General features: G+C 67.6%; 22 protein-coding genes. 11 read left to right on the top strand and 11 right to left on the bottom strand.

Annotated features, from left to right (window positions below; genetic code table 11):
- Positions 1–2,513, bottom strand: a 2,513-nt coding sequence (locus PMI14_RS10355; protein WP_007853701.1) for an EAL domain-containing protein, incomplete at its 3' end; no start/stop codon positions are given.
- 379 nt (positions 2,514–2,892) lie between these two features.
- Between PMI14_RS10355 and PMI14_RS10350 the strand changes: the two genes are divergently transcribed.
- A complete protein-coding gene (locus PMI14_RS10350) occupies positions 2,893–3,375 on the top strand; it encodes a DUF2141 domain-containing protein (protein ID WP_007853698.1) in 483 nt (160 codons plus the stop codon).
- Between the two features lie 26 nt (positions 3,376–3,401).
- The gene (locus tag PMI14_RS10345) at positions 3,402–4,934 is read left to right on the top strand and encodes a carotenoid oxygenase family protein (protein WP_007853695.1); all 1,533 of its coding nucleotides are present in this window, start codon (positions 3,402–3,404) and stop codon (positions 4,932–4,934) included.
- Between the two features lie 65 nt (positions 4,935–4,999).
- On the opposite strand, the gene PMI14_RS10340 is transcribed toward PMI14_RS10345, so the two are convergent.
- Complete coding sequence (locus PMI14_RS10340; RefSeq protein WP_007853682.1) at positions 5,000–5,917, bottom strand: LysR family transcriptional regulator; 918 nt, start codon at positions 5,915–5,917, stop codon at positions 5,000–5,002.
- Positions 5,918–5,994: 77 nt separating this feature from the next.
- Between PMI14_RS10340 and msuE the strand changes: the two genes are divergently transcribed.
- From msuE to mutS, 4 genes are all read left to right on the top strand, one after another.
- Complete coding sequence (gene msuE, locus PMI14_RS10335; protein WP_007853681.1) at positions 5,995–6,588, top strand: FMN reductase; 594 nt, start codon at positions 5,995–5,997, stop codon at positions 6,586–6,588.
- Between the two features lie 45 nt (positions 6,589–6,633).
- Complete coding sequence (locus tag PMI14_RS10330) at positions 6,634–7,617, top strand: DUF1852 domain-containing protein (RefSeq protein ID WP_035203170.1); 984 nt, start codon at positions 6,634–6,636, stop codon at positions 7,615–7,617.
- 59 nt (positions 7,618–7,676) lie between these two features.
- Positions 7,677–8,702: a methionine synthase gene (locus PMI14_RS10325; protein WP_007853677.1), complete on the top strand. Its 1,026-nt coding sequence runs from the start codon at positions 7,677–7,679 to the stop codon at positions 8,700–8,702.
- A 292-nt stretch (positions 8,703–8,994) separates the two neighbouring features.
- Positions 8,995–11,616, top strand: coding sequence for a DNA mismatch repair protein MutS (gene mutS / locus PMI14_RS10320; RefSeq protein WP_035203149.1), 2,622 nt, complete (start codon positions 8,995–8,997; stop codon positions 11,614–11,616).
- 7 nt (positions 11,617–11,623) lie between these two features.
- On the opposite strand, the gene PMI14_RS10315 is transcribed toward mutS, so the two are convergent.
- The 8 genes from PMI14_RS10315 to PMI14_RS10280 form a co-directional block, all read right to left on the bottom strand.
- Positions 11,624–12,607 carry a tripartite tricarboxylate transporter substrate binding protein gene (locus PMI14_RS10315; RefSeq protein ID WP_007853673.1) on the bottom strand — a complete coding sequence of 328 codons (984 nt, stop codon included), beginning with the start codon at positions 12,605–12,607 and terminating at the stop codon, positions 11,624–11,626.
- 109 nt (positions 12,608–12,716) lie between these two features.
- Positions 12,717–13,529, bottom strand: a complete 813-nt coding sequence (hpaI, locus tag PMI14_RS10310; RefSeq protein WP_007853671.1) for a 4-hydroxy-2-oxoheptanedioate aldolase — start codon at positions 13,527–13,529, stop codon at positions 12,717–12,719.
- Between the two features lie 10 nt (positions 13,530–13,539).
- Complete coding sequence (hpaH, locus tag PMI14_RS10305) at positions 13,540–14,343, bottom strand: 2-oxo-hept-4-ene-1,7-dioate hydratase (protein WP_007853669.1); 804 nt, start codon at positions 14,341–14,343, stop codon at positions 13,540–13,542.
- 6 nt (positions 14,344–14,349) lie between these two features.
- On the bottom strand, positions 14,350–14,805 hold the full coding sequence (locus PMI14_RS10300; RefSeq protein WP_007853668.1) for a 5-carboxymethyl-2-hydroxymuconate Delta-isomerase: 456 nt from the start codon (positions 14,803–14,805) through the stop codon (positions 14,350–14,352).
- A gap of 10 nt (positions 14,806–14,815) precedes the next feature.
- The gene (hpaD, locus tag PMI14_RS10295) at positions 14,816–15,736 is read right to left on the bottom strand and encodes a 3,4-dihydroxyphenylacetate 2,3-dioxygenase (protein WP_007853666.1); all 921 of its coding nucleotides are present in this window, start codon (positions 15,734–15,736) and stop codon (positions 14,816–14,818) included.
- A 2-nt stretch (positions 15,737–15,738) separates the two neighbouring features.
- A complete protein-coding gene (hpaE, locus tag PMI14_RS10290; RefSeq protein WP_007853664.1) occupies positions 15,739–17,196 on the bottom strand; it encodes a 5-carboxymethyl-2-hydroxymuconate semialdehyde dehydrogenase in 1,458 nt (485 codons plus the stop codon).
- Between the two features lie 23 nt (positions 17,197–17,219).
- Complete coding sequence (locus tag PMI14_RS10285; protein ID WP_007853662.1) at positions 17,220–17,990, bottom strand: fumarylacetoacetate hydrolase family protein; 771 nt, start codon at positions 17,988–17,990, stop codon at positions 17,220–17,222.
- Positions 17,987–18,661 (bottom strand): fumarylacetoacetate hydrolase family protein, encoded by a 675-nt coding sequence (locus PMI14_RS10280; RefSeq protein WP_035203147.1) that lies wholly within the window; start codon positions 18,659–18,661, stop codon positions 17,987–17,989. The genes PMI14_RS10285 and PMI14_RS10280 overlap by 4 nt, the downstream gene beginning before the upstream one ends.
- Positions 18,662–18,831: 170 nt before the next feature.
- Here PMI14_RS10280 and hpaR point away from each other — a divergent pair, with 170 nt between their 5' ends.
- A complete protein-coding gene (gene hpaR / locus PMI14_RS10275; protein WP_007853657.1) occupies positions 18,832–19,293 on the top strand; it encodes a homoprotocatechuate degradation operon regulator HpaR in 462 nt (153 codons plus the stop codon).
- Positions 19,294–19,331: 38 nt separating this feature from the next.
- On the opposite strand, the gene PMI14_RS10270 is transcribed toward hpaR, so the two are convergent.
- The gene (locus tag PMI14_RS10270) at positions 19,332–20,543 is read right to left on the bottom strand and encodes a S9 family peptidase (RefSeq protein ID WP_007853656.1); all 1,212 of its coding nucleotides are present in this window, start codon (positions 20,541–20,543) and stop codon (positions 19,332–19,334) included.
- A 282-nt stretch (positions 20,544–20,825) separates the two neighbouring features.
- Here PMI14_RS10270 and PMI14_RS10265 point away from each other — a divergent pair, with 282 nt between their 5' ends.
- The 4 genes from PMI14_RS10265 (at position 20,826) to PMI14_RS10250 (ending at position 25,106) form a co-directional block, all read left to right on the top strand.
- Positions 20,826–21,653: a proteasome-type protease gene (locus PMI14_RS10265; protein WP_007853654.1), complete on the top strand. Its 828-nt coding sequence runs from the start codon at positions 20,826–20,828 to the stop codon at positions 21,651–21,653.
- 69 nt (positions 21,654–21,722) lie between these two features.
- Entirely contained in the window at positions 21,723–22,541 is an 819-nt protein-coding gene (locus tag PMI14_RS10260) for an alpha/beta fold hydrolase (RefSeq protein ID WP_007853652.1), read from the top strand.
- A gap of 247 nt (positions 22,542–22,788) precedes the next feature.
- Positions 22,789–23,613 (top strand): carotenoid biosynthesis protein, encoded by an 825-nt coding sequence (locus PMI14_RS10255; RefSeq protein ID WP_007853651.1) that lies wholly within the window; start codon positions 22,789–22,791, stop codon positions 23,611–23,613.
- Entirely contained in the window at positions 23,610–25,106 is a 1,497-nt protein-coding gene (locus PMI14_RS10250; RefSeq protein ID WP_007853649.1) for an oxygenase MpaB family protein, read from the top strand. Before PMI14_RS10255 ends, PMI14_RS10250 begins: the two co-directional genes overlap by 4 nt.
- Positions 25,107–25,135: the final 29 nt, after the last annotated feature.

Raw genomic sequence — 25,135 nt, 5'->3', positions numbered from 1 at the left:
TCCACCGGCACAGGCCTGCCAAACAGATAGCCCTGGAACCCCTCGCAGCCATGCAGCCGAAGGAACCCCAGCTGCCCCGTCGTCTCCACCCCCTCGGCCACCACCTGCAAATCCAGGCTCTTGGCCAGCGCCAGGATGGTGCGCACGATGGCCGCATCGTTGGGGTCGCTCAGCACGTCGCGCACGAAGCTCTGGTCGATCTTGATCTGGTCCAGCGGCAGCCGCTTGAGGTAGGACAGGGACGAGTAACCGGTGCCGAAGTCATCGAGCGCAAAGCCGACTCCTTCGGCCTTGAGTTGCTCCATGCGCACGATGGTGTCTTCGATGTCCCCGAGCAGCAGGCTTTCGGTGAGTTCCAGTTTGAGCAGTTGGGGCCGGGCCTGGCAGTCCTTCAAGGTGCCCAGCACTTCGGCGACGAAGCCCGGTTGCCTGAACTGGCGCGCGCTGACGTTCACCGAGATGGACAGCTGGGCGGTGGCGGGCGATTGGCTCCAGCGCTGCAGTTGCCTGCAGGCGGTTTCCAGCACGTACTGGCCCAAGGGGAGGATGAGGCCGGTCTGCTCGGCCAGGGGGATGAAGTCGCCGGGGCTGATCATGCCGCGCTGGGGGTGGCGCCAGCGCACCAGGGCTTCGGCGCCCACCAGGCGTGCCTGGTGGTCGACGACGGGCTGGTAGTGCACGAGCAACTCGCTCCGGGCCAGGCCCTGGCGCAGGTCGGCTTCCAGGTTGGAGCGGGCGTTGACGGCCGCTTGCATGTCCGGGTCGAAGAAGCGCTGGGTGTTGCGCCCGGCGGCCTTGGCCTGGTACATGGCCAGGTCGGCCCGTTTGAGGAGTTCATCGACCGACAGGCGTTCGTCGCCAAACAGGGTGATGCCGATGCTGGGGGTGCTGTAGTGCTGCTGGCCCCCAAGGGCGAAGGGCTGGTTCAGGCTGGCCAGGAGTTTTTCGGCGACGGTTTCGGCCTGGGCGGCGGCGTCCTGCAGCTCGGGGTTCAGGTTGTCCAGCATGACGACGAATTCGTCGCCGCCAAAGCGGGCCACGGTGTCGGCTTCGCGCACGCTGCCCACCAGGCGGGTGGCGACCTGGGACAGCAACTGGTCGCCCATGTCGTGGCCCAGGGTGTCGTTGAGGTCCTTGAAGTTATCCAGGTCGATGAACAGCAGGGCACCCAGGTTCTTGCTGCGCTGGCAGGCGGCAATGGAGCGTTGCAGGCGGTCCAGCAGCAGGCGCCGGTTGGGCAGGCCCGTGAGCGCGTCGTAGAACGCCAGGCGCTCGATCTCCTGCTCTGCGCGCTTGCGGTCGGTGATGTCCATGGTGAAGCCATGCGAGATCACCGAGCCGTCGGCCTCGCGGTGCGGCACGGCATTCGTCATGTGCCAGCGGATGCTGCCATCGGGCATGCGCACCCGGTACTCGCACTGCCAGGGCACGAGCTTGCGCACCGACTGCAGGGCCGAGCGCTGCAGCACCGGCCGGTCCTCGGCCAGCACCCAGTTGGAGAGCACGCCATGGTCGGCCGTCACCTCGTGCGGCTCCACGCCCATGAAGTCGCGCACCGCGTCGCTGATGTACTGCACGCTGGTGACACCGTCCAGGTGCAGGCGGTACTGGTAGATGAAGCCCGGGATGCGGCTGGCAATGCGCTGGATGAACAGCAGTTGCTCGCGCAGCTGCTCGGCAGCGCGGCGCTCGTCGGTCACGTCCTGCACCACGCCCATGTCCACGCGCATGCCGTCCTTGGCCGTGAGGCGGCGCACGCGCGAGCGCATCCAGCGGATCTCGCCATCCGGGCGCTTCCAGCGGTACTCGACATCGGCGCCGGTGCCGCGCTCGCGCGCGGTCTCGAACACATGGCGGTCCTCGGCCAGGATGCCGCTGACGGCCCGCTCGGGGCTCATCCACTCCTGGCGCTCCACGCCAGCGATGTCGCACAGGCCGGGGGACCACAGCAGCACCGTCTCGCCCGGGTCCTCGATGCGCCGCCAGTGCCCGGTCTGTGCCAGGCTTTCCATGGTGTTGAACACGTCGGTCTGCTCGCGCAGCTCGCGCCGCACATCCTGCAGCGCATGTTCGGCAGCGGCCAGCGCCGCGCGCAGGCTCTCGGCCTCGCTCGCATCGCGCACCGTGACGACGATGGAGCCGTTGTCCAGCCGGCGTGCCGACACGTCCCAGGCCACCAGCAGCCGCCCCGGCTCGCGCGCCACCTGGCGGCACTCGAGCAGCACGCCGGTGCGAGCCACGGTCTGCAGCTGGTCCACGAGCCTGGTGCCCGCCAACAGGTCGAAGACGTCGACCGCATCGGCGCCGCTGACCCGCACGCCGCCCAGGCCGGGCATGCGCCGCGCAGCGGAGTTGGCGGCGCGCAAAAGCAGCCGCCCATCCTGCGGGCGGAATTCCATCAGTGCCACGGGCACGGCATCGAGGAGGGCCTGCAGGCGCACCTGCGCCGAAGACTCCACGAAGTCTTCGCTGGCACCCGCAAACAGATCGGTCAGGAGTTCGGCAGAAATCACAGTCGCTCTGAAACCTCTCACAACGATGGACCGCACATTGTCATGGCGGCAGCAGCCACCAATGTACACCGCAAAGTATGTCAAAACGTAACAAACCTGAATCACCCATTCGGGCAGTTACCTCCCCGGTGGTACAGGCGCATGTTCCCACGTTCTGCCGCCAGGGCATTCTTATTTGTGTGCGGGCCCGCCTGCAGCCCGGGCCGGTGCCCGGCGGTGGCGGGGCCGAAGGCCTCCTGCCACCGGCGCCCCCACCAGCCCCTTTCGCGCCCCGCCAGCGCCACTTCGTCGCACGCCGGTGGCGGCACGGCCAGGGCCTTCCTAGAGTGCGGTCACTGGAGACGCGGTGTCTCCATCCCCCACCCTGGAGAACTTCCCCATGACGATGGCTTCACGCCCTTTGGCGACCCCCTTCCTCCCGCGCACGGCACGGGCACGGGCACGGGCACGGGCACAGGCACTGGCGCTGGCCGGCGCCGTCCTGGCCCTGGGCAACGCGCACGCGCTCGACCTCACCGTGGAGGTGAAGAACACCAAGGCGGACAAGGGGCCCGTGCTGGGCGCGGTCTACGGGTCTGCCGACGGCTGGCTCCAGTTCAGCAAGGCCGTGCAGAGCGGGATGGCCCCGGTGGCGGGCGACAAGGCCGTGATGGTGCTGCGCGACCTGCCCGCCGGCAGCTACGCGCTGTCGATCTACCAGGACGAGAACGGCAACGGCAAGCTCGATACCAACCTGGTCGGCATCCCCCAGGAGCGTACCGGCTTCAGCCGCGACGCCCAGGGCAACATGGGCCCGCCCCGTTTCCAGGATGCGGCCGTGGATCTGCAGCAGGACACCACGATCACCATCCAGCTGCGCTGACCGCACGGCGCACAAGGAACACGCACATGGACCGCCGCCTCTTTTGCCAATCCCTGGCCCTGGGAACCGCCGGCAGCGCGCTGACCGCCCTGCCCGTTCTGTCTTTCGCCGCAAACGCCGGCGGACCCGAGGCCGGGTCCACGCTGAACGCCTTCAACCAGCAGCGCAGCCGCGCGCCCTGGACCCTGGGCTTCGAGGGCCTGCAGGCCGACCTGGCGCCCGAGCCCATGCAACTGCGCGGCAAGCTGCCCAAGGACCTGCGCGGCACCCTGCTGCGCAACGGCCCCGCGCAGCACAGCCTGGGCGAGGTGCGCTACCAGCACTGGTTCGATGGCGACGGGATGATCCAGCAGTACCGCTTTGGCGACCAGGGCATCACGCACCAGGGACGCTTCCTGCGCACGCAGAAGTTTGTGGCCGAGAACGCCGCCGGCCGCCGCCTGTACCACAGCTTCGGCACCGAGGTGGCCGGCGCCAGCCCCATGCCGACGGCCGACGCGGGCAACGTGGCCAACACCAGCGTGGTGCACCACGCGGGCGAGACCCTGGCCCTGTGGGAGGGCGGTTCGGCCACCTTGTTCGATGCCCGGACGCTGGAAACCGGCGGCCTCAAGACCTGGACGCCGGAACACGCGGGCATGCCGTTTTCGGCCCACCCCAAGATCGGTGCCGACGGCAGCCTGTGGAATTTCGGCGTGAGCAGCATGCACGGCCTGCTGTCGATCTACCAGGTCTCGGCCCAGGGACAGGTGCGCACCGCCACGCTCAAGGTGCCTGACATGGCCATGGTGCATGACTTCGCAGTGACCGAGCAGCACCTGGTGTTCCTGCTGCCGCCGCTCATCTTCGATCGGGAGCGGGCCCATGCGGGCAGCACCTTCATGGACAGCCACGTCTGGAGGCCGGAGCTGGGCATGCGGGCACTGGTGCTGCACAAGGACCGGCTCGACCAGCCGCAATGGATGGAGCTGCCCGCCGGCTTCCTGTTCCATACCGGCAATGCCTGGGAGGACCGAAACGGCGTCATCCACCTCGACTACGTCCGCACGCAGGATGCATCGGGCGTGGTCCAGGGCTTTCGCGCGCTGATGCGTGGCGAGTTCGGCGGCGAGCCGGCACATGCCGTGGCCCGGGTGGAGCTCGATACGCGCAGCGGCCGCGCGCGGCAGACCCTGCAGGCGCACCACGCCGAGTTCCCGCGCATCGACCCGCGCTTCGTCGGCCGCCGGCACACAGAGCTCTTCATGGCCGAACGCGTGGCCGTGTCGAACCGCCCGGGCTTCGACTGCGTGACGCGCCTCCAGCTGGACAGCGGCAAGGTGGACCGCTACCGCTACGGCGCCGACGTGATGGTCGAGGAGCATGTGTTCATCCCCGCCCGCGGCGCAAGCGCCAAGGAGGGCGAGGGCTGGCTGGTGGGCACGGCGCTGGACCTACTCCGCCGACGCACGCTGCTCTCGGTGTTCGACGCGCGCCGGCTGGCCCAGGGCCCGCTGGCCCAGGGCAGCATGGACCGGGCGGTGCCGCTGGGCTTTCACGGGACCTTCATCCCGGCCTAGGGTGCAAAGGGGCTCGGCCCGGGCAATCGAACGCGACACCAGCGGTTTGCGTTCGATCGCGGCGTTCAGCGTTTGGCGCTTTGCGCAATGGCGAAGGCCGCGGCAGGCTGGCGGGCCAGTTCGATGAAGGCCCGCACGTAATCGATGGCGGTCTCCGCCTCGCGTGCGCCCAGGAAGATCTGCTTGGCGATGCCGCGCGCACCCAGCCGCACGGGCACTACGTCCATCTTGGCCGCGTACTCCTCGACCAGCCAGCGCGGCAAGGCGGCCACGCCGCGGCCGCTGGCCACCATCTGCAGCATGATGTCGGTGGTTTCGATCGCCTTGTGGCGTTTGGGCGTGACGCCGGCGGGCAGCAGGAACTGGTTGTAGATGTCCAGGCGTTCGATGTCCACTGGGTAGCTGATGAGCACCTCCTGGGTGAGTTGCTGTGGTTTCACGTAGGCCGCGCCGGCCAGGGCATGGCCCCTGGCCACGACGAGCACCTGCTCGTAGTCGAACACGGGCTCGAACTTCAGCCCGGGCTTGAACAGCGGGTCGGGCGTGACCAGGAGGTCGATCTCGTAGCCGAAGAGCGCGCCGATCCCGCCGAACTGGAATTTCTGCTTCACGTCCACATCCACGTCGGGCCATGCGGCCAGGTAGGGAGACACCACCTTGAGCAGCCACTGGTAGCACGGGTGGCATTCCATGCCGATGCGCAGCGCACCGCGCTCGCCCTGCGCGAACTGGCCCAGGCGCTCCTCGGCCAGATCCAGTTGCGGCAGCACCCGGTTGGCCACCGCCAGCAGGTACTGACCGGCCTGCGTCAGGCGCAGGCTGCGGCCTTCGCGCAGCCAGATGTCGGTGCCCAGTTGCTGCTCCAGCTTCTTCATGCTGTGGCTCAGGGCCGACTGGGTCAAGTTCAGCACGCCTGCGGCGGCCGTCAACGAGCCTTGCTTTTCAACCTGCTGGACGATGCTGAGGTGGATGCGCTCAAGCATTCGAATGAGCCATATTCATGGATATGTGAAATAAAACCATTTTACTTCATCATTCACCGCCAATAGCATCCACTCCCATGAAAGCAAACACGGCACATCCACTGCGCATCGTCGCGGTTTCTGGCGGGCTGCAGCGTCCCTCCAAGGCTGCAACCCTGGCAGGGCATCTGCTGGACCTGATCGCCGACGAACTCCCGTGCGAACAGCGCCTGGTCGAACTGGGCCAGCTCGCACCGCAGTGGGCCGGCGCGGTCTGGCGCTCCCAACTGCCCGACACGGTGGAGCGGGAACTGGCAGCGGTCGAACAAGCCGACGTTCTGGTGGTGGCAACGCCGGTGTACCGGGGCGCCTACACGGGGCTGTTCAAGCACTTCTTCGACTTCATCCACCAGGACGCCCTGGTCGACAAGCCCGTCTTGCTGGCGGCCACCGGTGGCAGCCAGCGCCATGCCTTGGTCATCGACCACCAGTTGCGGCCGTTGTTCAGCTTCTTCCAGGCGCGCACCTTGCCGCTGGGCGTCTATGCCACAGACCCCGATTTCGCCGACCACCGGCTGCAGAACGAAGCCCTGATCGAGCGGGCCCGGCTGGCAGTCCAACGGGCAATGCCGCTCATTGAACTGGCGCGGCACGCCAGGCCCTTGCAGGCCGAAGACGTGGTGCTGGCCTGAGCCATGAACCGCCCCTTCTCCCCCCCATCAGCCCACCCCATCGCCATGCACCAAGAACCTGCCTTTCACCTCAAGAGCATCAGCTTCGATGAAAACTACCAGCCATCGGACAGCACGCGCATCACCACCAACTTTGCCAACCTGGCCCGCGGAACGAGCCGGCAGCAGAACCTGCGCAACACGCTGCGGATGATCGACAACCGCTTCAATGACCTGGCGCATTGGGACAATCCGACGGGAGACCGCTACGCGGTGGAACTGGAGATCATCTCCGTCGAGATGAGTCTTGGCGCCAAGGGCAGCGGTGCTGCATTTCCGCTGATCGAGATCCTGAAAACCTGCATCCTCGACAGGAAAACCAACAAGCGCATCGACGGCATCGCGGGGAACAATTTCTCCTCCTACGTGCGCGACTACGACTTCAGCGTCGTGCTGCCGCACTACAACGCCCATCGCACGGAATTCGGCACGCCGGCCGATTTTGGCGACCTGCATGGCAAGCTGTTCCAGCAGTTTGCCAACTCGGCCCTTTACAAGCAGCACTTCGGCAAGCCCCCGGTCATCTGCATCAGCGCCTCGACCAGCAAGACCTACCAGCGCACCGAAAACCAGCACCCGGTGCTGGGTGTCGAGTACCAGCAGAATGAACTGTCCTCGACCGACCAGTACTTTGCAAAAATGGGGATGCAGGTGCGATTCTTCATGCCGCCGAATGGCGTTGCACCATTGGCTTTCTACTGTCACGGCGACCTGCTGGGCGACTACACGAATCTCGAGTTGATCGGCACCATCAGCACGATGGAAACCTTCCAGAAGATCTATCGTCCCGAGATCTACAACGCCAATTGCGCCGCAGGCAAACTCTACCAACCGAGCCTGAAGAACCAGGATTATTCGTCGACCCAGATTGTCTACGACCGCGAGGAACGCAGCCAACTGGCGGTCACGCAGGGGAAGTTTGCAGAAGAGCACTTCATCAAGCCGTACAAGAACGTTCTTGAACAATGGGCTGCCACCTGTGCGATCTGATATCCAACGGCCCCAGCATATGCTCACCCCATCCCTCTTTGCTTCAAAGGAATTTTCAGATGTTTGAAACCTCCATCGCCGGCAGCCTGCCCAAGCCCGCCTGGCTGGCCGAAACCAACAAGCTCTGGCCCCAGTGGATGGCCGAAGGCGATGCACTGCGCCAGGCCAAGGCCGACGCGACCCTGCTGTGGATCAAGGCGCAGGAAGACGCTGGCCTGGACATCGTGGGCGACGGCGAGCAGTCGCGCCAGCATTTCGTGCACGGCTTCCTCGAGCAGGTCGAGGGCATCGACTTCGAGCACAAGGTGAAGATGGGCATCCGCGACAACCGCTACGACGCGATGGTGCCGCAGGTGGTTTCGGCCCTGCACCTGAAGGGGCGCGTGCACGCCTTCGAGGCGCAACTGGCGCGCGCCCACACGAAGAAGAAGCTCAAGTTCACCCTGCCCGGCCCCATGACCATCGTCGACACCGTGGCCGACCGCTTCTACGGCGACAAGGTGAAGATGGCCTTCGCGTTTGCCGAACTGCTCAACCAGGAAGCCCTGGCGCTGCAGGCCGATGGCGTGGACATCATCCAGTTCGACGAGCCCGCGTTCAACGTCTACATGAAGGATGCCGCCGACTGGGGCGTGCAGGCGCTCGAGCGTGCGGCGCAGGGCCTGACCTGCACGACGGCGGTGCACATCTGCTACGGCTACGGCATCAAGGCCAATACCGACTGGAAGAGCACCCTGGGCGACGAATGGCGCCAGTACGAGGCGGTGTTCCCTGCCCTGGCCAAGAGCAGCATCGACCAGGTGAGCCTGGAATGCATCCACTCCCATGTGCCGCCCGACCTGATGAAGCTGCTGGCTGGCAAGGACGTGATGGTTGGCGTGATCGATGTGGCCAGCGACGTGGTCGAGACGCCCGAGGAAGTAGCCGACACCATAGCCCGGGCGCTGGAGTTCGTGCCCAAGGAGCGGCTGTTTCCGTGCACCAATTGCGGTCTGGCGCCGATGGGGCGGGACGTGGCGTGGCGCAAGCTGCAAGCGCTGGCAGCGGGCACCAAGCTGGCCAAGGAGCGGCTTGCCGCGGCGTGACGCGCACCCGGTCATCCATCCTGGCGCAGGCGGCCGCCGTTGATCGCAACAGCCGCAAGACAACCCATGGGGCCGGTTTGGCCGCGGCCACAGAGGCCCGTTGAATCAGCGACAAAGCACCTCCCGCGGCGGCGGGGGTGGCGCCTTGCATTGCGGGGCTCCCGACCCAGCCCCCGGCACTCCAGGTGGGGCCACCTGGTGCGGCGGGCGAGAATACGGCCCCGCGCACCATACCGAATTGCGCCAGAATTACCCCAAGCGCTGGCCCCATGCCGCCAAGTCATTGATTTAAATGGATAAAGCAGACATATCCTCGCACACCCCCATGATGCAGCAGTACTTCACGCTGAAGGCTGCGCACCCGGACACGCTCGTCTTCTACCGCATGGGCGACTTCTACGAGCTGTTCTATGCCGACGCGGAAAAGGCCGCTCGCCTCCTGGACATCACACTGACCCAGCGCGGCCAGTCCGGCGGGCAGCCCGTCATCATGGCCGGCGTGCCCTTCCATGCGCTGGAAAACTACCTGGGCCGGCTGATCAAGATGGGCGAGTCGGTCGCCATCTGCGAGCAGGTGGGCGACGTGGCCACGGCCAAGGGGCCGGTGGAGCGCAAGGTGGTGCGCGTGGTCACGCCCGGCACGCTGACCGATACCGAGCTGCTTTCGGACAAGGCCGAATCCATGCTGCTGGCCGTGCACCAGGGCCCGCGCGGGCGCTCTGGCCTGGCCTGGCTGAGCGTGACGCAGGGCCGCGTGTACCTGGCCGAGTGCACACAGGACGAGGTCGGCGCCTGGCTGGCGCGCGTGGCGCCCAGCGAGGTGATCTACAGCGCCGGCGTGACCGAGCGCTTCGAGCAGCAGTTGCAGGTGCTGCGCCAGGGCGGCGCCTTCACCTGCCCCATGGGCCCCCGGCCCGACTGGCAGTTCGATGCCACGCTGGGCGAGCGCAAGCTGCTCGAACACCTGGGCGCGGCCAGCCTGCAGGCCTGGGGCGCCCAGGAACTGACCCAGGCCCATGCTGCCGCAGCGGGCCTGCTGGCCTATGCCGAGCACACCCAGGGCCGCACGCTGACCCACGTGCACAGCGTGCAGGTGCAGCGCGGCGACGACCTGATCGACCTGCCCGCCAGCACGCGCCGCAACCTGGAGATCACCCGCACCTTGCGCGGCGAGGATTCGCCCACGCTGTTCTCGCTGCTCGACACCTGCATGACCGGCATGGGCAGCCGCCTGCTCAAGACCTGGCTGCTGGAGCCCCCGCGCGAGCGCACGGCCGCGCGCCGGCGCCTGGCCGCCACCACGGCGCTGCGCGGTGCAGGCGGGTCGGGTGGCGGCGCCGGCCCCTGGGCCACGCTGCGCGGCGAACTCAAGGGCGTGAGCGATGTGGAGCGCATCACCGCGCGCATCGCCCTGCGCCAGGTGCGCCCGCGCGAACTGGTGGGCCTGTGCAAGACGCTGCACAAGGCGGCCCTGCTGGCCCGTGCCGGCCAGGCCGCCGAGCCCTACCTGGCGGAGATCTTCGAGCAGCTCCACCCGCCACTGGACTGCCCCGAGCTGCTGCAGCGCGCCATCACCGAAGAGCCCGCGGCGCTGGTGCGCGACGGCGGTGTCATGGCCACGGGCTTCGACAGCGAGCTCGACGAGCTGCGCGCCATCCAGACCAACTGCGACGACTTCCTGCTCGACCTGGAGACGCGCGAGAAGGCCCGCACCGGCATCGCCAACCTGCGCGTGCAGTTCAACAAGGTGCACGGTTTCTACATCGAGGTGACCAGCAGCAACCTGGACAAGGTGCCCGATGACTACCGCCGCCGCCAGACCCTGAAGAACGCCGAGCGCTTCATCACGCCCGAGCTCAAGACCTTCGAGGACAAGGCCCTGTCGGCCAACGAGCGCGCGCTGGCGCGCGAGAAATGGCTGTACGAGCAGGTGCTGGACCAGTTGCAGCCGCATGTACCGGCCCTCACCCGCCTGGCCCAGGCGCTGGCCGCCCTGGACGTGCTGTGCGCCCTGGCCGAGCGCTCGCTCACGCTGAACTGGTGCGCACCGCAGTTCGTGGCCGAGCCCTGCATCGAGATCGAGGACGGCCGCCACCCGGTGGTGGAGGCGCGCCTGGCCGAGGTCTCGGCCGGCAGCTTCATCGCCAACCACACGCGCCTGAACGCCAACACGCGCATGCAGGTCATCACCGGCCCCAACATGGGCGGCAAGTCGACCTACATGCGCCAGGTGGCGCTCATCGTGCTGCTGGCCAGCATGGGCAGCCACGTGCCGGCCAGCGCCTGCCGCCTGGGGCCCATCGACGCCATCCACACGCGCATCGGCGCGGCCGACGACCTGGCCAACGCGCAGTCGACCTTCATGCTGGAGATGACCGAGGCCGCGCAGATCCTGCACGCCGCCACACCGCACAGCCTGGTGCTCATGGACGAGATCGGCCGCGGCACCAGCACCTTCGACGGGCTGGCCCTGGCCAGCGGCATCGCCACCCACCTGCACGACAGGACGCGCGCCTTCACGCTGTTCGCCACGCACTATTTCGAGCTGACCGAGCTGCCCGCCAAGGCGAAACACGCGGTCAACATGCATGTGAGCGCGGCCGAGGCGGGCGCCGACATCGTGTTTTTGCACGAGATCCAGCCCGGCCCTGCCAGCCGCAGTTACGGCATCCAGGTGGCCAAGCTCGCGGGCGTGCCCGGCCCGGTGCTGAACCACGCGCGCCACGCGCTGGCCGCACTGGAAGAACGCGCAGGCGAGGACGAGCTGCAGGTGGACCTGTTCGCCGTGCCGGCCATGCCCGAAAGCGCAGGCGCGAGCCCGGTCGAGGCCCTGCTGTCCACCATCCACCCCGATGCGCTGAGCCCGCGCGAGGCGCTCGACGCGCTCTACCAGCTCAAGAAGCTGGTGGGGTGAGGGAGCCTCACTCCAGCTTCAAGCCGATGTCCTTGATGAGCTGGCCCCAGCGCGCGCGCTCGACCTTGGCATAGGCGTTCATTTCCTCGGCCGTGCCGGGAACGGCCTCCACGCCCAGGGTCTGGAAGCGGGCCTTCACCGGGGTCGAGTTCAGGGCCTGCTGCAGGGCGGCGTTCAGGCGCTGCACCTCGGCAGCGGGCATGGAGGCGTTGACCGACAGGCCCTGCCAGGCAAAGGCCTCAAAATCCTTGAGGCCCTGCTCCATCAGCGTGGGCACCTCGGGCAGCGTGGCCATGCGCTTGCTGCTGGCCACCGCGATGGCGCGCAGGTTGCCGCCCGTGATGTTGGGCATGCCGCCGGCCGACTCGACGAACATGAAGGGCACCTGGCCGCCCATGATGTCCTGGATGGCGGGGGTGACGCCGCGGTAGGGCACGTGCGTCATCTTCAGGCCCGTGCGCTGGCGCAGCAACTCCATGGCCAGGTGGTGCGGCGTGCCGGCGCCCGGCGATGCGAAGTTGACGCCCTCGGGCTGGGCCTTGGCCCAGGCCACGAACTCCTGGAAGTTGCGCACCGGCAGCTTGGGCGACACCACCAGGATCAGCGGAAAGCGCACCAGCATGCCCACCGAGGCCAGGTCCTTGTCCACGTTGTAGCTGAGCTTGCTGTACAGCCAGGGGTTGGTGGCCAGCACCGCATAGTCGCCCGTGAGCAGCAGGTTGCCGGGGGTGGACGAGCGCGCCACGTAGTCGGCCGCGATGTTGTGCGCGGCACCCGGCTTGTTGACCACCACGATGGTCTGTCCCAGCGCCTTGCCCATCTGGTCGGCGACGGTGCGGGCGACGATGTCGGTGCCGCCCCCGGGGGACATGCCCACCACCCATTCGAGCGGGCGGCGCTCCTGGGCGCTGGCGCCCGGGGACAGGCAGGTGATGGCGAGCGCGGCGGCGGCGCACAGGGCCGAGCGGCGGTTGGGATGGATCGTTGGCATGGCTTGTCTCCTCACGGGTTGTTGGCAGGGAAGGTGCTTTTCAAGGTAATTAATTAACTAGCTCACTGACTAAATTTGAGTGATGGCGACGGCCTGACAGACGGTATGCTCAGTACGGGCTTGCCACGCCCGGCACGGCCTGGATGGCTGGGCGCCTGGCAAAGTGGCCGGCCAGCTCGGTCGCGGCACGCACCAGCAGCGTGGTGTCCACCCCCACGGCGACGAACAGCGCCCCGGCGTCAAGGTAGGTCTGCGCCAGCGCCCGGTCCGCCATCAGGATGCCGGCGGCCTTGCCGGCGCGGCGCACGGTGGCGATGCCATCGAGGATGGCGCGCTGCACCTCGGGGTGCCCGGGCTGGCCCCGGTAGCCCATGGATGCGGACAGGTCGGCCGGGCCGAAAAAGACACCGTCCACGCCCTCGGTCTCGGCGATGGCCTGCAGGTTCTGCAGGGCCAGCGGTGTCTCGGCCTGTACCAGCAGGCACATCTGGCCATTGGCGCGGTTCAGGTAGTCCTCCACCTGGTTCCAGCGCGAGGCACGCGCCAGCGCCGCGCCCATGCCGCGCATGCCCTCGGGCGCATAGCGCATGGCGCGCACCATCAGCGCAGCATGCTCGGGCGTGTCGACCATGGGGACGAGCAGGGTCTGCGCGCCCACGTCCAGGTACTGCTTGACCAGGGCCACCTCGCCCTGCACCGGGCGCACCACAGGCTGCACCGGGTACGGGGCCACGGCCCGCAACTGGTCGAGCACGCTGCGCACGTCGTTGGGCGCGTGCTCGCCATCGAGCAGCAGCCAGTCGAAACCGCAGCCGGCCAGGGCCTCGGCCGCGTTGGCATCGGCCAGGCCGACCCACAGGCCGATCTGCGGCCGGCCCGCGCGCAGCGCGTTGCGAAAATGGTTCTCGGGGATCTGCTGCATGGTGTGGCCTTCACACGAATCGGAAGGAGACCGAGCCCAGCGGCCCGTAGTCCACATGGAAGTTGTCGCCCTGCACGGCGGCCACGGGCCGCGTGAAGGAGCCGGCCAGCACCACGTCGCCAGCGTTGAGCTGCTCGCCGTGCGGCGCGATCTTGTTGGCCAGCCAGGCCACGCCCGTGGCCGGGTGGTTGAGCACGGCGGCCGCCAGGCCCGTCTCCTCGATCACGCCATTCTTGTGCAGCAGCGCGCCCACCCAGCGCAGATCCACGTCCAGAGGTTTCACGGGGCGGCCGCCGAGCACGATGCCGGCATTGGCGGCAAAGTCGGAGATGGTGTCGAACACCTTGCGCATGGCCCGGGTATCGCGGTCGAACTGCTCGATGCGGGCATCGATGATCTCGATGGCCGGTACCACGTAGTCGGTGGCCGAGAGCACATCGAACAGCGTCACGCCCGGGCCCTTGAGCGGCCGCGCCAGGATGAAGGCCAGCTCCACCTCCACGCGCGGTGCGATGAAGCGCTCAAACGGGATGTCGCCACCCGCGTCGAAGAACATGTCGTCCATCAGCGGCGCGTAGTCGGGCTCGGTGATCTGGCTGGCCTGCTGCATGGCGCGCGAGGTCAGGCCGATCTTGCGGCCCTTGATGCTGCGGCCATCGGCCTGTTCGAGCTGCACCCATGCGCGCTGGATGGCATAGCCGTCCTCGATGGTCATCTCGGGGTACTGGGCGGAGAAGTGGCGCAGTTGCGTGCGTTGCTTGCGCGCTTGGTAGAGCTGCTGCGCCAGGGAGGCGATGGTGTCGTTGGAGAGCATGGAGGGTCAGCCCTGTGCAGGCTTGTTGAACAGGGGGTGAAGGGAGCTGTGCTTGGCGTCGAAGACCTCGGGGCCCTCGTCGATCTGCAGGGTGACGCCGATGGGACGCGACGCGAGCAGCGGTGCGAAGTGCGCCTGCGCCACGGTCGACAAGGCCTGGCCCACGGCCTGGTGCGTGGCGGCACTGCGACCGCGCCCCATGCGCAGGTTGAGGTAGACGAAGCCGTAGCCCGGCGATGGGCCTCCCGCCGGCTCTGCCTCGCCGTCATCGGCCACCGCGTGGTGCGCCGCCGGGTAGGCCAGCACGCGGATGCCGCCGGTGGGAAAGACGGGTTTGCCCGCCTCGTCCACCTGCCGGCGCATGGCGCCCGCCAGGGCCCGGCACAGGGCACCCAAGTCGCTACCGCCCTGCTCCACGGGCCGGTCCAGGTCGGGGGTGTAGAGGATCACCAGGTGGGGCATGGCGCGCTCCTCACAGCCGGCCGGCCGATGGCTGGCCACCCGCCGATGCCTGCGGCCCGGGCACCGCAGCACCCGTCTGCGGCGTGACCGGGAACACGGCATTGATCTGCCCCGTACCCGAGGCACCGAAGTACGGCGTGAGCACCTCGGCGCGGCCGGTGTAGTCCGACCAGCCCAGCGCACCCATGAGCATGGCCGTGTCGTGCATGAAGCCCTCGCCATGGCCCTTGGCTGCGTACTCGGGCAGCATGGCGCAGAAGGTGGCCCAGTCGCCCGCCTGCCACATCTCGACCACGCGGTGGTCCAGCGTTTCGAGGAAGGGGCTCCAGATCTTCGTGGCGAAGTCGGGCGCCGTGCCGTTCTGCGCGAAGCGGTGGCTCAGGCTGCCGCTGGCCAGGATGGCCACGGTGCCGTCGTACTGCTCCTCGATGGCCTGGCGCATGGCCCAGCCCAGGCGTGCGCTGTCGTTGAGGTAATGCACCTGGCACAGGGCCGAGACCGAGACCACCTTGAAGTGCTGGTCGGCATTCATGTAGCGCATGGGCACCAGGGTGCCGTACTCGGGCGCCAGCGTGGTCGCTGGGTGGGCCAGCGTCTCCACGCCCTGGGCGCAGCAGGCCTTTGCCAGCAACTGGCCCAGCTCGGGGTTACCCGGGAAGGCGTAGGGCAGGTTGCTGATGAAGTGCGGCAGCTCGTTGCTGGTGTACACGCCCCCGAAGCGCGGCGCACAGTTGATGTGGTAATTGGCATTCACCAGCCAGTGCGTATCGAACACGACGATGGTGTCCACGCCCAGTTCGCGGCAGCGCCGGCCGATCTCCACGTGGCCGTCGATGGCCGCCTGGCGAAAGCCCTTGCGCGGGCCGTCGAGCTCGCTCAGGTACATGGACGGCACATGCGTGATCTTGGCCGCGAGGGCGAGGGTACCCATGCTCAGACTCCCCAGTGTGGAATGTGGTGGCTGCCCAGCGAGACGGCGACGTTCTTGGGCTCCAGGAACACCTCGTAGCTCCAGCTGCCGCCCTCGCGCCCGGTGCCGCTGCCCTTGGTGCCGCCGAAGGGCTGGCGCAGGTCGCGCACGTTCTGGCTGTTGACGAAGCACATGCCGGCCTCGATGCCCGCGGCCACGCGGTGGGCACGGCCGATGTTCTCGGTCCACACATAGCTCGACAGGCCGTACTGCGTGTCGTTGGCCAGGCGGATGGCCTCGGCCTCGTCGGCAAACGGGATCAGGCAGGCCACGGGGCCGAAGATCTCGTCCTGCGCGATCTGCATGCGGTTGTTCACATCGGCGAACACGGTGGGCCGCACGAAGTTGCCCTTGTGCAGATGGGCCGGCAGCTCCGGCGCCCCCAGCCCGCCGCACAGCAGCGTGGCGCCTTCCTTCGGGCCCAGTTCGATGTAGCTGCGCACCTTGGCCAGGTGGGCCGGGCTGATCATGGGGCCGATGATGGTCCTGTCATCCATCGGGTCGCCCACGGTGATGCGCCGGGCGCGCGCCGCGAACTTCTCGGCAAAGTCGGCGTAGATCGACTTCTGCACCAGGATGCGCGAGCCCGCGGTGCAGCGCTCGCCGTTGTTCGAGAAGATCATGAACACGGCGGCGTCGAGCGCGCGGTCCAGGTCCGCATCGTCGAAGACCACGAAGGGGCTCTTGCCGCCCAGTTCCATGCTGAACTTTTTCAGGCCCGCCGCCTGCACGATGCGGTTGCCCGTGGCCGTGGAGCCGGTGAACGAGATGGCGCGCACGTCGGGGTGGGCGCACAGCGGCTCGCCCGCCTCCTTGCCGAAGCCGTGCACCACGTTGAGCACGCCGGCCGGGATGCCGGCTTCGAGCGCCAGCTGGCCCAGGCGCGCGGCTGTGAGTGGCGACAGCTCGCTCATCTTGAGCACCGCCGTGTTGCCGAAGGCCAGCGCCGGAGCCACCTTCCACGTGGAGGTCATGAAGGGCACGTTCCACGGCGAGATCAGCGCGCACACGCCCACGGGGTGGAACAGCGTGTAGTTGAGGTGCGTGGGCGTGGGGTAGGTGTGGCCGTCCACGCGGGTGCACATCTCGGCAAAGTAGTAGAAATTGTCGGCCGCGCGCGGGATCAGCGCCTTGCCGGTCTGGGCGATGACCTGGCCGGTGTCGCGCGTTTCGGTGGCAGCGATCTGCGGCACCTCGGCCGCGATCAGGTCGCCGAGCTTGCGGATCAGCTTGGCGCGCTCGGGCGCGGGCAGGCCGGCCCAGGCGGGGAAGGCGTCCTTGGCGGCGGCCACGGCCGCGTTCACCTCGGCCGCGCCGCCGCTGGCGACTTCGGCCAGCACCTCCTGGGTGGCAGGATTGACGGTCTCGAAGTACTCGCGGCCCGCTACGGGTTTGCCTTCGATCAGGTGGTCTATGCGCATGGGATCAGGTCTCCAGATGTTGATTAGATGCCGAAGGCTTCGTCGCCCACGATGGTGTTGACGAGGCGGCCGATGCCGTCGATCTCGGTCACCACCTCGTCGCCCACGTCGACGTTGACCACGCCCTCAGGCGTGCCGGTCAGGATCACGTCGCCCGCGCGCAGCGTCATGAAGCTGCTCAGGTAGGCGATCAGCTCGGGGATGTCGTTGACCATGTTGCCGGTGTGGCCCTGCTGGGTCACCTGCCCGTTGACCAGGGTGCGCAGCGTGAGGTCGTGCGGGTCGGGCACGTCGGCCGCGTCCACGAACCAGGGGCCGAGCACGGTGCAGGTGTCGCGGTTCTTCACGCGCAGGTTGGGGCGGTACCAGTTCTCCAGGTAGTCGCGGATCGCGTAGTCGTTGCACACGGTGTAGCCGGCCACATGCTGCAGGGCATCGGCCTTGGCGACATGGCGCGCGGTCTGGCCGATCACCACGGCCAGTTCGCATTCGTAGTGCATGAAGGCCGCGCCTGCCGGGCGGCGCGTCTGGCCACGGTGGCCGATCAGCGTGCCCGGGCCCTTGAGGAACACCAGCGGCTCGTCCTTGGCGGTGACGGTGAGTTCGCCCGACAGCTCCTTGAGGTGGTCGGCATAGTTGAGCCCCAGCGCAATGGTGGTGCCGACCTCGAAGGGCGGCAGCCAGACCACGGCGTCCTCGGCCACCACCCGGCCATCGGCCAGGCGGATCTGCTGCACGCCATGGGGTGTCGCTTCGTGTATTGCCCCCGCATAGGCGACGCGTGCCCGCTTCATGGCGCACCTCCTTCAGCGATGAAGTGGTTGTGCAGCTCGCCCAGGCCGTCGATGGCGATGCGCACCTGCTGCCCGGCGCGCACGCGCGGCGCACCGGCCGATGCGCCCAGCAGCAGCACGTCGCCGGGCGAAAGGGTCATGAACTCACTGACCTCGGCCAGCAGCCGGGCCACCGGGCGAATGCGCCCACCCGTGCTCGTGGCATGCACCAGGGCGCCATCGGCGTGGACCTGCACCGCAAGCGCATCGGGGTCGGCGATCTGGCTGCGCGGCACCACGCGGGGGCCGATGGGGCAAAAGCCATCGCGCGCCTTGAAGCGGATCGAGGGGCGGTAGAACGAACCGTGCGGCACGCTGATGTCGCCCACGATGGTGTAGCCGGCCACATGCTCCAGCGCCTGACCCTCGGGCACGCGGCAGGCGGTGCGGCCGATCACGATGCCCAGGCTGGCACCCACTTCGAGCTCCGGCGCATCCTGCGGCACCACGATGGCATCGCCATGGCCAGCCAGCGTGTTGCGCGGCTTGATGTAGAGCACCGGTGCAAGGGGCGGCGCCTTGTACGGCGGCTGGTGGGCGGCCGCATCCATGGCGGCCAGGGCGGGCGCATGGTTGAGCAGGGCGCCATAGACGACGCCGGACAGGCGAAAGGGCGCGACGTCGAATTCCATTCGGCATGGGGCGTGTTGCGGGGTCTGGTACATTGCTAACATGTGAGTAGTTTATTTACTAACATGCTAGTAAGTCAATGGACCCCCGGCTCCTTTTCGTTCGGGTTTGTACCGAGGGGTGTCGCGGCGGCTGTGACCTGCTCCCCTGCTTTCGAGGATGATTTCGCCCCATGGATTCCCCACCACCGCAACTGGTCCACCGCAACCTGCCGCTCCTGTTCCTGCAGGCACGCGAGAGCGTCTTTGCGCGCTTTCGGCCCATCCTGCATACGGTCGGCCTGACCGAGCAGCAATGGCGCGTGGTGCGCGCCCTGCTCGACCACGGGCCGCTGGAGCCGCGCCAGATCGGCGACATCTGCCGCCTGTCGAGCCCCAGCCTGGCCGGCATCCTCGCGCGCATGGCGGACCTGGGCCTGGTGCTGCGCGAGCGGCTGGAGCATGACCAACGGCGGGTGATGGTGTCGGTAAGCCCCGAGGGCAAGGCGCTGGCGGCAAAGCTCGCGCCCACCATCGAGGCGACCTACCGCGCGCTGGAGGAGGAAATGGGGGTGGAGTTCATCGGGCAGCTGTACGCCACGCTCGATGCGGTGATCGCGCGGCTTGGCGAGGCCCCCGGGGGCGAAGAAGGCTGAAGATGCCGCCCCGCCCCGGGGCGGCATGCATCAAAGCGTCAGAGGTCCTGCGCCACGGGCGCCAACTGGCCCAGCATGAAGTTGATGAATGGCGGCACGCAGCCGACGTGGCTCGAAGGCACGGCGGTGCAGTCGGTCAGGGTCACGAGGTCGCCCGCGCCCTGGGCGCGCATGGCCTGCAGGGTGGTGACCGAGCTGCCATAGGGCACGGTGACGTCGTCGCGGCCATGGTACAGGCGCACGGGCACCTGGGGCTTCCAGTCATGCACGCTGCTCACGCGGGCCACGGCCTGCACGTCATCGGCCAGGAAGTTGTCGATGAACTGGTTGTCGAAGCTCACGTCGGCATCGCCGGGCAACAAGGCGCGCAGCAGCAGGCGCCGCACCTCGCGCTGCACGCTGCCGCCCAGGTAGCGCAAAAAGCCGGGGTTGATCAGCGCGCCGATCACGGGCTCGCGATCGCGCACCACATTCACCAGCCCGTCGAGCGTGGCCTGCACGTTGTAGGGCCCGGCACCCGTCACCACCATGCGCAGCGCCGGGCGCTCGGGTGCATTGCTGGCCTGCAGGGCGCGGTGGGCCGCCATGGTGGCGTAACCGCCCTCGGAATAACCGGTCAGGAACAATTGGCCGTTGTCGGCCGCATTGCCCTGGCCGCGCCAGGTGCGGGCGGCCGTAAGCATGTCCAGCGTGGCGGCGGCCGTGGGGGCCGATAGCAGGTAAGGGTGGGGCGTGCCCTTGGAGACGCCATAGCCCACATAGTCCGGCGCCACCACGATGTAGCCCAGCGAGGCCATCACCACCGCCACCTCGGAGCCCACGGCGTTGTTGCTGGGCGCCTCGGCGCTCGTGAAGATGGTGCCATGCTGGTAGCCCAGCACGGGGCTGCGCGCACCCAAGGCCTTGACGGGCACGCTGACCAGGCCCGAGGCGCGCACCTCGCGGCCCTGGGCGTCGGAGGTGATGTACTCCAGCCGGTAGGAGGTGACGGAGTAGCGCGGCACGATGCCCTGCACCTTGGAGGCGTCCTTGGCGAGGGCCTCGGTGATCTGGGCTGGCGTGATGGTGTTGAGCAGCGCAGCCGACTTGAGTTCGCCGGCCGTGGCGACCGGCGGCGGGGTCGTGCCCCCGCCACCGTCCCCATCGCTCTTGCTGTCCCCGCCCCCACAGGCGGTCAGCGAAACGGCCGCAGCCAGGAGAACGCTGCGCGACAGGAGCGCAGGGTGTGCAAGGGTAGGAAAGTGGAACAAGATGCTGCTTTCAGGTGTGATTTGTGAATGATAGTAAGGAACGGCCCGCCAGGCCTTGTCGGAAAACACGCCGTGGCGGTGTCGGACATGGCCCCCTGGAACGGGGGCTTGGCCCGCAGAAAAGCCCAGGCCGTACGATTGGCCATAAAATCAGACTTTTCTGCGGCACTTGCTGGCACGTTTGCTATTGTTTTTGAAACACCAGGCTGCGCAGGTCACAGAGTCCTTCGCTGCGTCGAAGGCGCCCCACAATGCTTCCCTTTTTGCCGACCTAAGCTTTCCATGACGTATTGCGTCGCCATCAAACTCAATGCCGGGCTGGTTTTCCTGTCCGACTCCCGCACCAATGCGGGCCTGGACCAGATCAGCTCGTTCCGCAAGATGATGCTGTACGAGAAGGCGGGCGACCGCTTCATGGTGCTGCTGTCCGCCGGCAACCTGTCGATCTCGCAATCGGTGCGCGAGATCCTGCAGACCGAGCAGATCATCGACCGCGACGAGGAAGAGCCGATCACCATCTGGAACGCCAAGAGCATGTTCGATGCCGCGCGCGTGCTGGGTGCCGCCGTGCGCCATGTGCACGAGCGCGATGGCGCGGCGCTCAAGCGCTCGGGCGTGGACTTCAACGTGTCCATGGTCTTCGGCGGCCAGATCAAGGGCGAGGGCATGCGCCTGTTCCAGGTGTACTCGGCTGGCAACTTCATCGAGGCCACCTCCGAGACGCCCTACTTCCAGGTCGGCGAGTCCAAGTACGGCAAGCCCGTGCTCGACCGCGTGCTCACCCCCGAGACCCCGCTGGACGAGGCCGCCAAGTGCGCCCTGGTGTCCATGGACAGCACGCTCAAGTCCAACCTCTCGGTGGGCCTGCCGCTGGACCTGGTGGTCTACGAGGTGGACCGCTTCGCCACCGACAAGATCATCTGCATCGACGAGCACAACCCCTACTTCCGCATGCTGCACGACAGCTGGGGCCAGAAGCTGCGCCAGGTGTTCGACAGCATCGAGGATCCCGCCTGGGGCGGCGGCGACACGACCGTGCCCATCATGGTCAACCCGTCGCGCAGCAAGCCGCTCAAGAAGATCACCAACCACCTGGACAAACTCATCTGAGGGTGCACGCAGGCGGCCGGGCGCCGATCGCCCGGCGCACCCGCGCGCGCCCCGGACTTCCCGCCTTCCATGCTCCCGATCGTCTTCTCGCACGCCAACAGTTTCCCTGCGGGCACCTACCGCCTTCTCTTCAAGCTCCTGCGGCAACGCGGCTTCGACATCAGCGCAGTGGAGCGCTTCGGGCATGAACCCCAGTACCCGGTGTCCAACAACTGGCCGCTCCTGGTGCAGCACCTGGCCGACTTTGCCGGTGCGCAGGTGCAGCGCCTGGGGGAGCCGGTGTTCCTGGTCGGGCACTCGCTGGGCGGTTTCCTGAGCGTGATGGCGGCGGCGCGCCACCCGCACCTGGTGCGCGGCGTGCTGCTCATCGACTCGCCGCTGATCGGCGGCTGGCGCGCGAATGCCCTGGACGTCGCCAAGCGAACCCAGGTCGTGGGCTCCATCTCGCCCGGCAAGGTCAGCCGCCAGCGGCGCTTTTCATGGGCCAGCAACGAGGAAGCCCTGGAGCACTTTCGCCGCAAGAAGGCGTTTGCGCGCTGGCACCCGGAAGTGTTGCAGGACTACATCACCCATGGCCTGGCCGACCAGGACGGCAAGCGCGTGCTGGGCTTCGACCGTGCGGTGGAGACCGCCATCTACAACACCCTGCCCCACAACCTGGGCCGCCTGCTCGCCAGGCACCCGCTGCAATGCCCTGCCGCATTCATCGGTGGGCGCGACTCCGAAGAAATGAAGCAGGTGGGCATGGCTATGACGCTGCGCATCACCGAAGGGCGCACCATGATGCTCGACGGCAGCCACCTGTTTCCCATGGAGCAGCCCCTGGCCACGGCCGCGGCCATCGAGGCCTCGCTGCTGAATCTGGCCGCCGTGGCCGCACACGGCTAGGCACCGCTCGCTGCACCGGCTTCCTCCAGCCGGAACACAGGCCACTTGGCACATGGAGCCCCCCCTGAATGGGGGGCTTCTAATCATTCCTGTCTATTCACGGGTCCGCGCAATTGGCACCACAATGCGTGAACCGTTGAATAGAGGGGGAAAAGCGCGCTGTTGGCGGATTCTCAGGTCAAAAAAGCGGGGGATGTGTCGCAACAATCCCCTACACTGGGGTTTTGTAACAGCGTGTACATGATTCATGCCTGCTTCCAATTTGCTGACCGTCCGCCTGCCGGTGTTGATCTTCGGGCTGGTATCCGCCGGACTGATCTACACCTCAATCGGCCCCGGTAAAGCCGTCACCCTGGCCATCGCCATTGCCTCGGTGCTGATGTTCGCCGCCACCTGGGCCAGTGCCACGCGGCTCCTCGGGGCGTCCGCCGCGCTGCACTTCCTGGCGATTTCGGTCTCCCTTGGCTGGTTCGCCGAGCAGATGGGCAGCACCCACGGCTGGTTCTTCGGCAGCTACACCTATACCGAGGTGCTGGGCCTGCGCTTCGTCGGCGTGCCCGTGGTCATCCCGATGATGTGGTTCGCGCTGACCTATGCCGGTTATGTGATCAGCAACCTCATCGTCTGGCAGGCGCCGGTCGATGGCGCGCCCGGGGTGGGCAATGCGGTCTTCCTCTCGTTCCTGGCGGCGATGATCGTCACCGCCTTCGACCTGGGTGCCGACCCCTACCTGGTGTACGTGCTCAAGGCCTGGATCATGACCAAGACCGATGGCGCCTGGTTCGGCGAGACAGTGCAGGGCTTTTTCGGCTGGGTCTTCGTGAGCTTCTGCATCCTGTGCGCCTTCCGCTTTGCCACGCGCAAGATGCCCCTCAAGGCCGGCTCGGTCAACTTCCTGCCGCGCCACGCCACCGTGCCGCTTGGCATCTACAGCGCCGGCATCGTGTTCCAGGTGTTCCTGGGCCATCCGGTGGAAATCAAGTCCATCGCCCCGTTTGCCATGGGCATCCCCCTGCTGTGCGCCCTGGGTGGCCTGCAGCGCTGGCGCAACCAGCTGAAAGCCGCACAATGAGCCACAAGAACACGGAGCCCACCATCTCCGACGCGGCCCTGGCGTCCATGGAGCAGCATGCCGACCCGCTAGCCGACGACACCATTGCCGACATCCTGGGCCCCTGGCCGACCGGAATGCCGTCGGCGGATGCGCCCCAGTGGGAGCGCATCGCCACCGTCAACCGCCTGTTCGGCGAGTGGACCACCAATGCCAGCATTGACGGCTGGACGGCCACCGGCCCCGGCGTGGACGACACGCTGGCCACCGCCCTGCAGAACTACCTGGCCACAGGGCAGGCGCTGCCCGACTGGGCCGATGCCCGCAAGATCGAGCGCGCCGAAAAGATCTTTTTCGACCATGGCGCGCTGTCGTGCATCCTGCTGTTTTGCGCCAGCCTGCCCGAGTGCTATGTGATCCCGGACCTGTCCAGCGTGCTGCACACGGCCGGCCAGCTGGAGCAGCACACGGAGTACCGTATCCGCTCCACGGCGGCCATGATCTTCCCGGTGATGATGCATGGCGGACTGACCCGCGGCGATGGCGCCGGCGTGGCGCAGATCCTCAAGGTGCGCCTGATCCATGCCACCATCCGCAACCTGATCATGCGCGGCAAGCCCGAATCGGCCGTGAAGGACCTGCTGGCACAGCTGAACATCGTCGGCGCGGGCCAGCTCGGCCAGTTGCCGGGCCTGCCGCCCAAGCCCACCATGTACCAGGCGCTGTTTGCGCGCGGCTGGGACCTGGCCAACGATGGCCTGCCCTGCAACCAGGAAGAGCTGGCCTACACGCTGCTCACCTTCGGTTATGTGTTCCTGCGCAGCATGCGCCGCCTGGGCATCGGCCTGCCGGCGCATGATGAGGAGGCCTACCTGCACGCCTGGAATGTGGTCGGCCACATCCTGGGCATTGAGCGCGAGCTGATGGTCGATACCATGGACCAGGCCAAGGACCTGATGGCCCGCATGCAGGCCCGTGGCCGCGCCGAGCCGGTGAGCCCCGACCCACGGCCCGCCCTGGGCCAGGCGCTCATGGCCACCATGGCCACTTCGATCCCCTGGGACATCGCCAAGCCCTTCCCGCAGCTGATGACGCGTTTCCTGTGCGGCAAGGCCACGGCGGGCGACCTGGGCCTGACCCAGCCCGTGCCCTGGTCCTCGGCCCTGCTGTTCTGGGGCGTGCTGCTGGTGGCCCGGGTCGTCGACTGGGTGCTGCGCCTGGTGCTGCCGCGCTTTTCCATCGTGCGCACGCTCACGCGCATCCTGGGCTACCACTTCATGAGCCGCGTGCTGATGAGCCAGACCCGGCCGCTGCAGCTGCCCAGCGAGCTGCTCAACCAGGTGGACGGGGTGGTGCACAACTGGAGCGACGACCCCCACGTACCGAAGTGGATCAACCGCATCGAGGACCGCCTGACCACGCACGGCACCTGGAGCCTGAAGCTGGCCGCCAGCGCCCGCCCGGCGGCCGCCGCCGCACCCCAGCCTGCTGCCACGGCGCAGGAGACGGCGTAGCCCCATGGCCTGCCACCCCATCGCCTCCC

This window comes from Acidovorax sp. CF316 (assembly GCF_000276605.1).
Classification (GTDB): Bacteria; Pseudomonadota; Gammaproteobacteria; order Burkholderiales; family Burkholderiaceae_C; genus Acidovorax.
The sequence above is the reverse complement of the archived record's forward strand: the minus strand, read 5'-3'. Positions and strand labels throughout refer to the sequence as shown.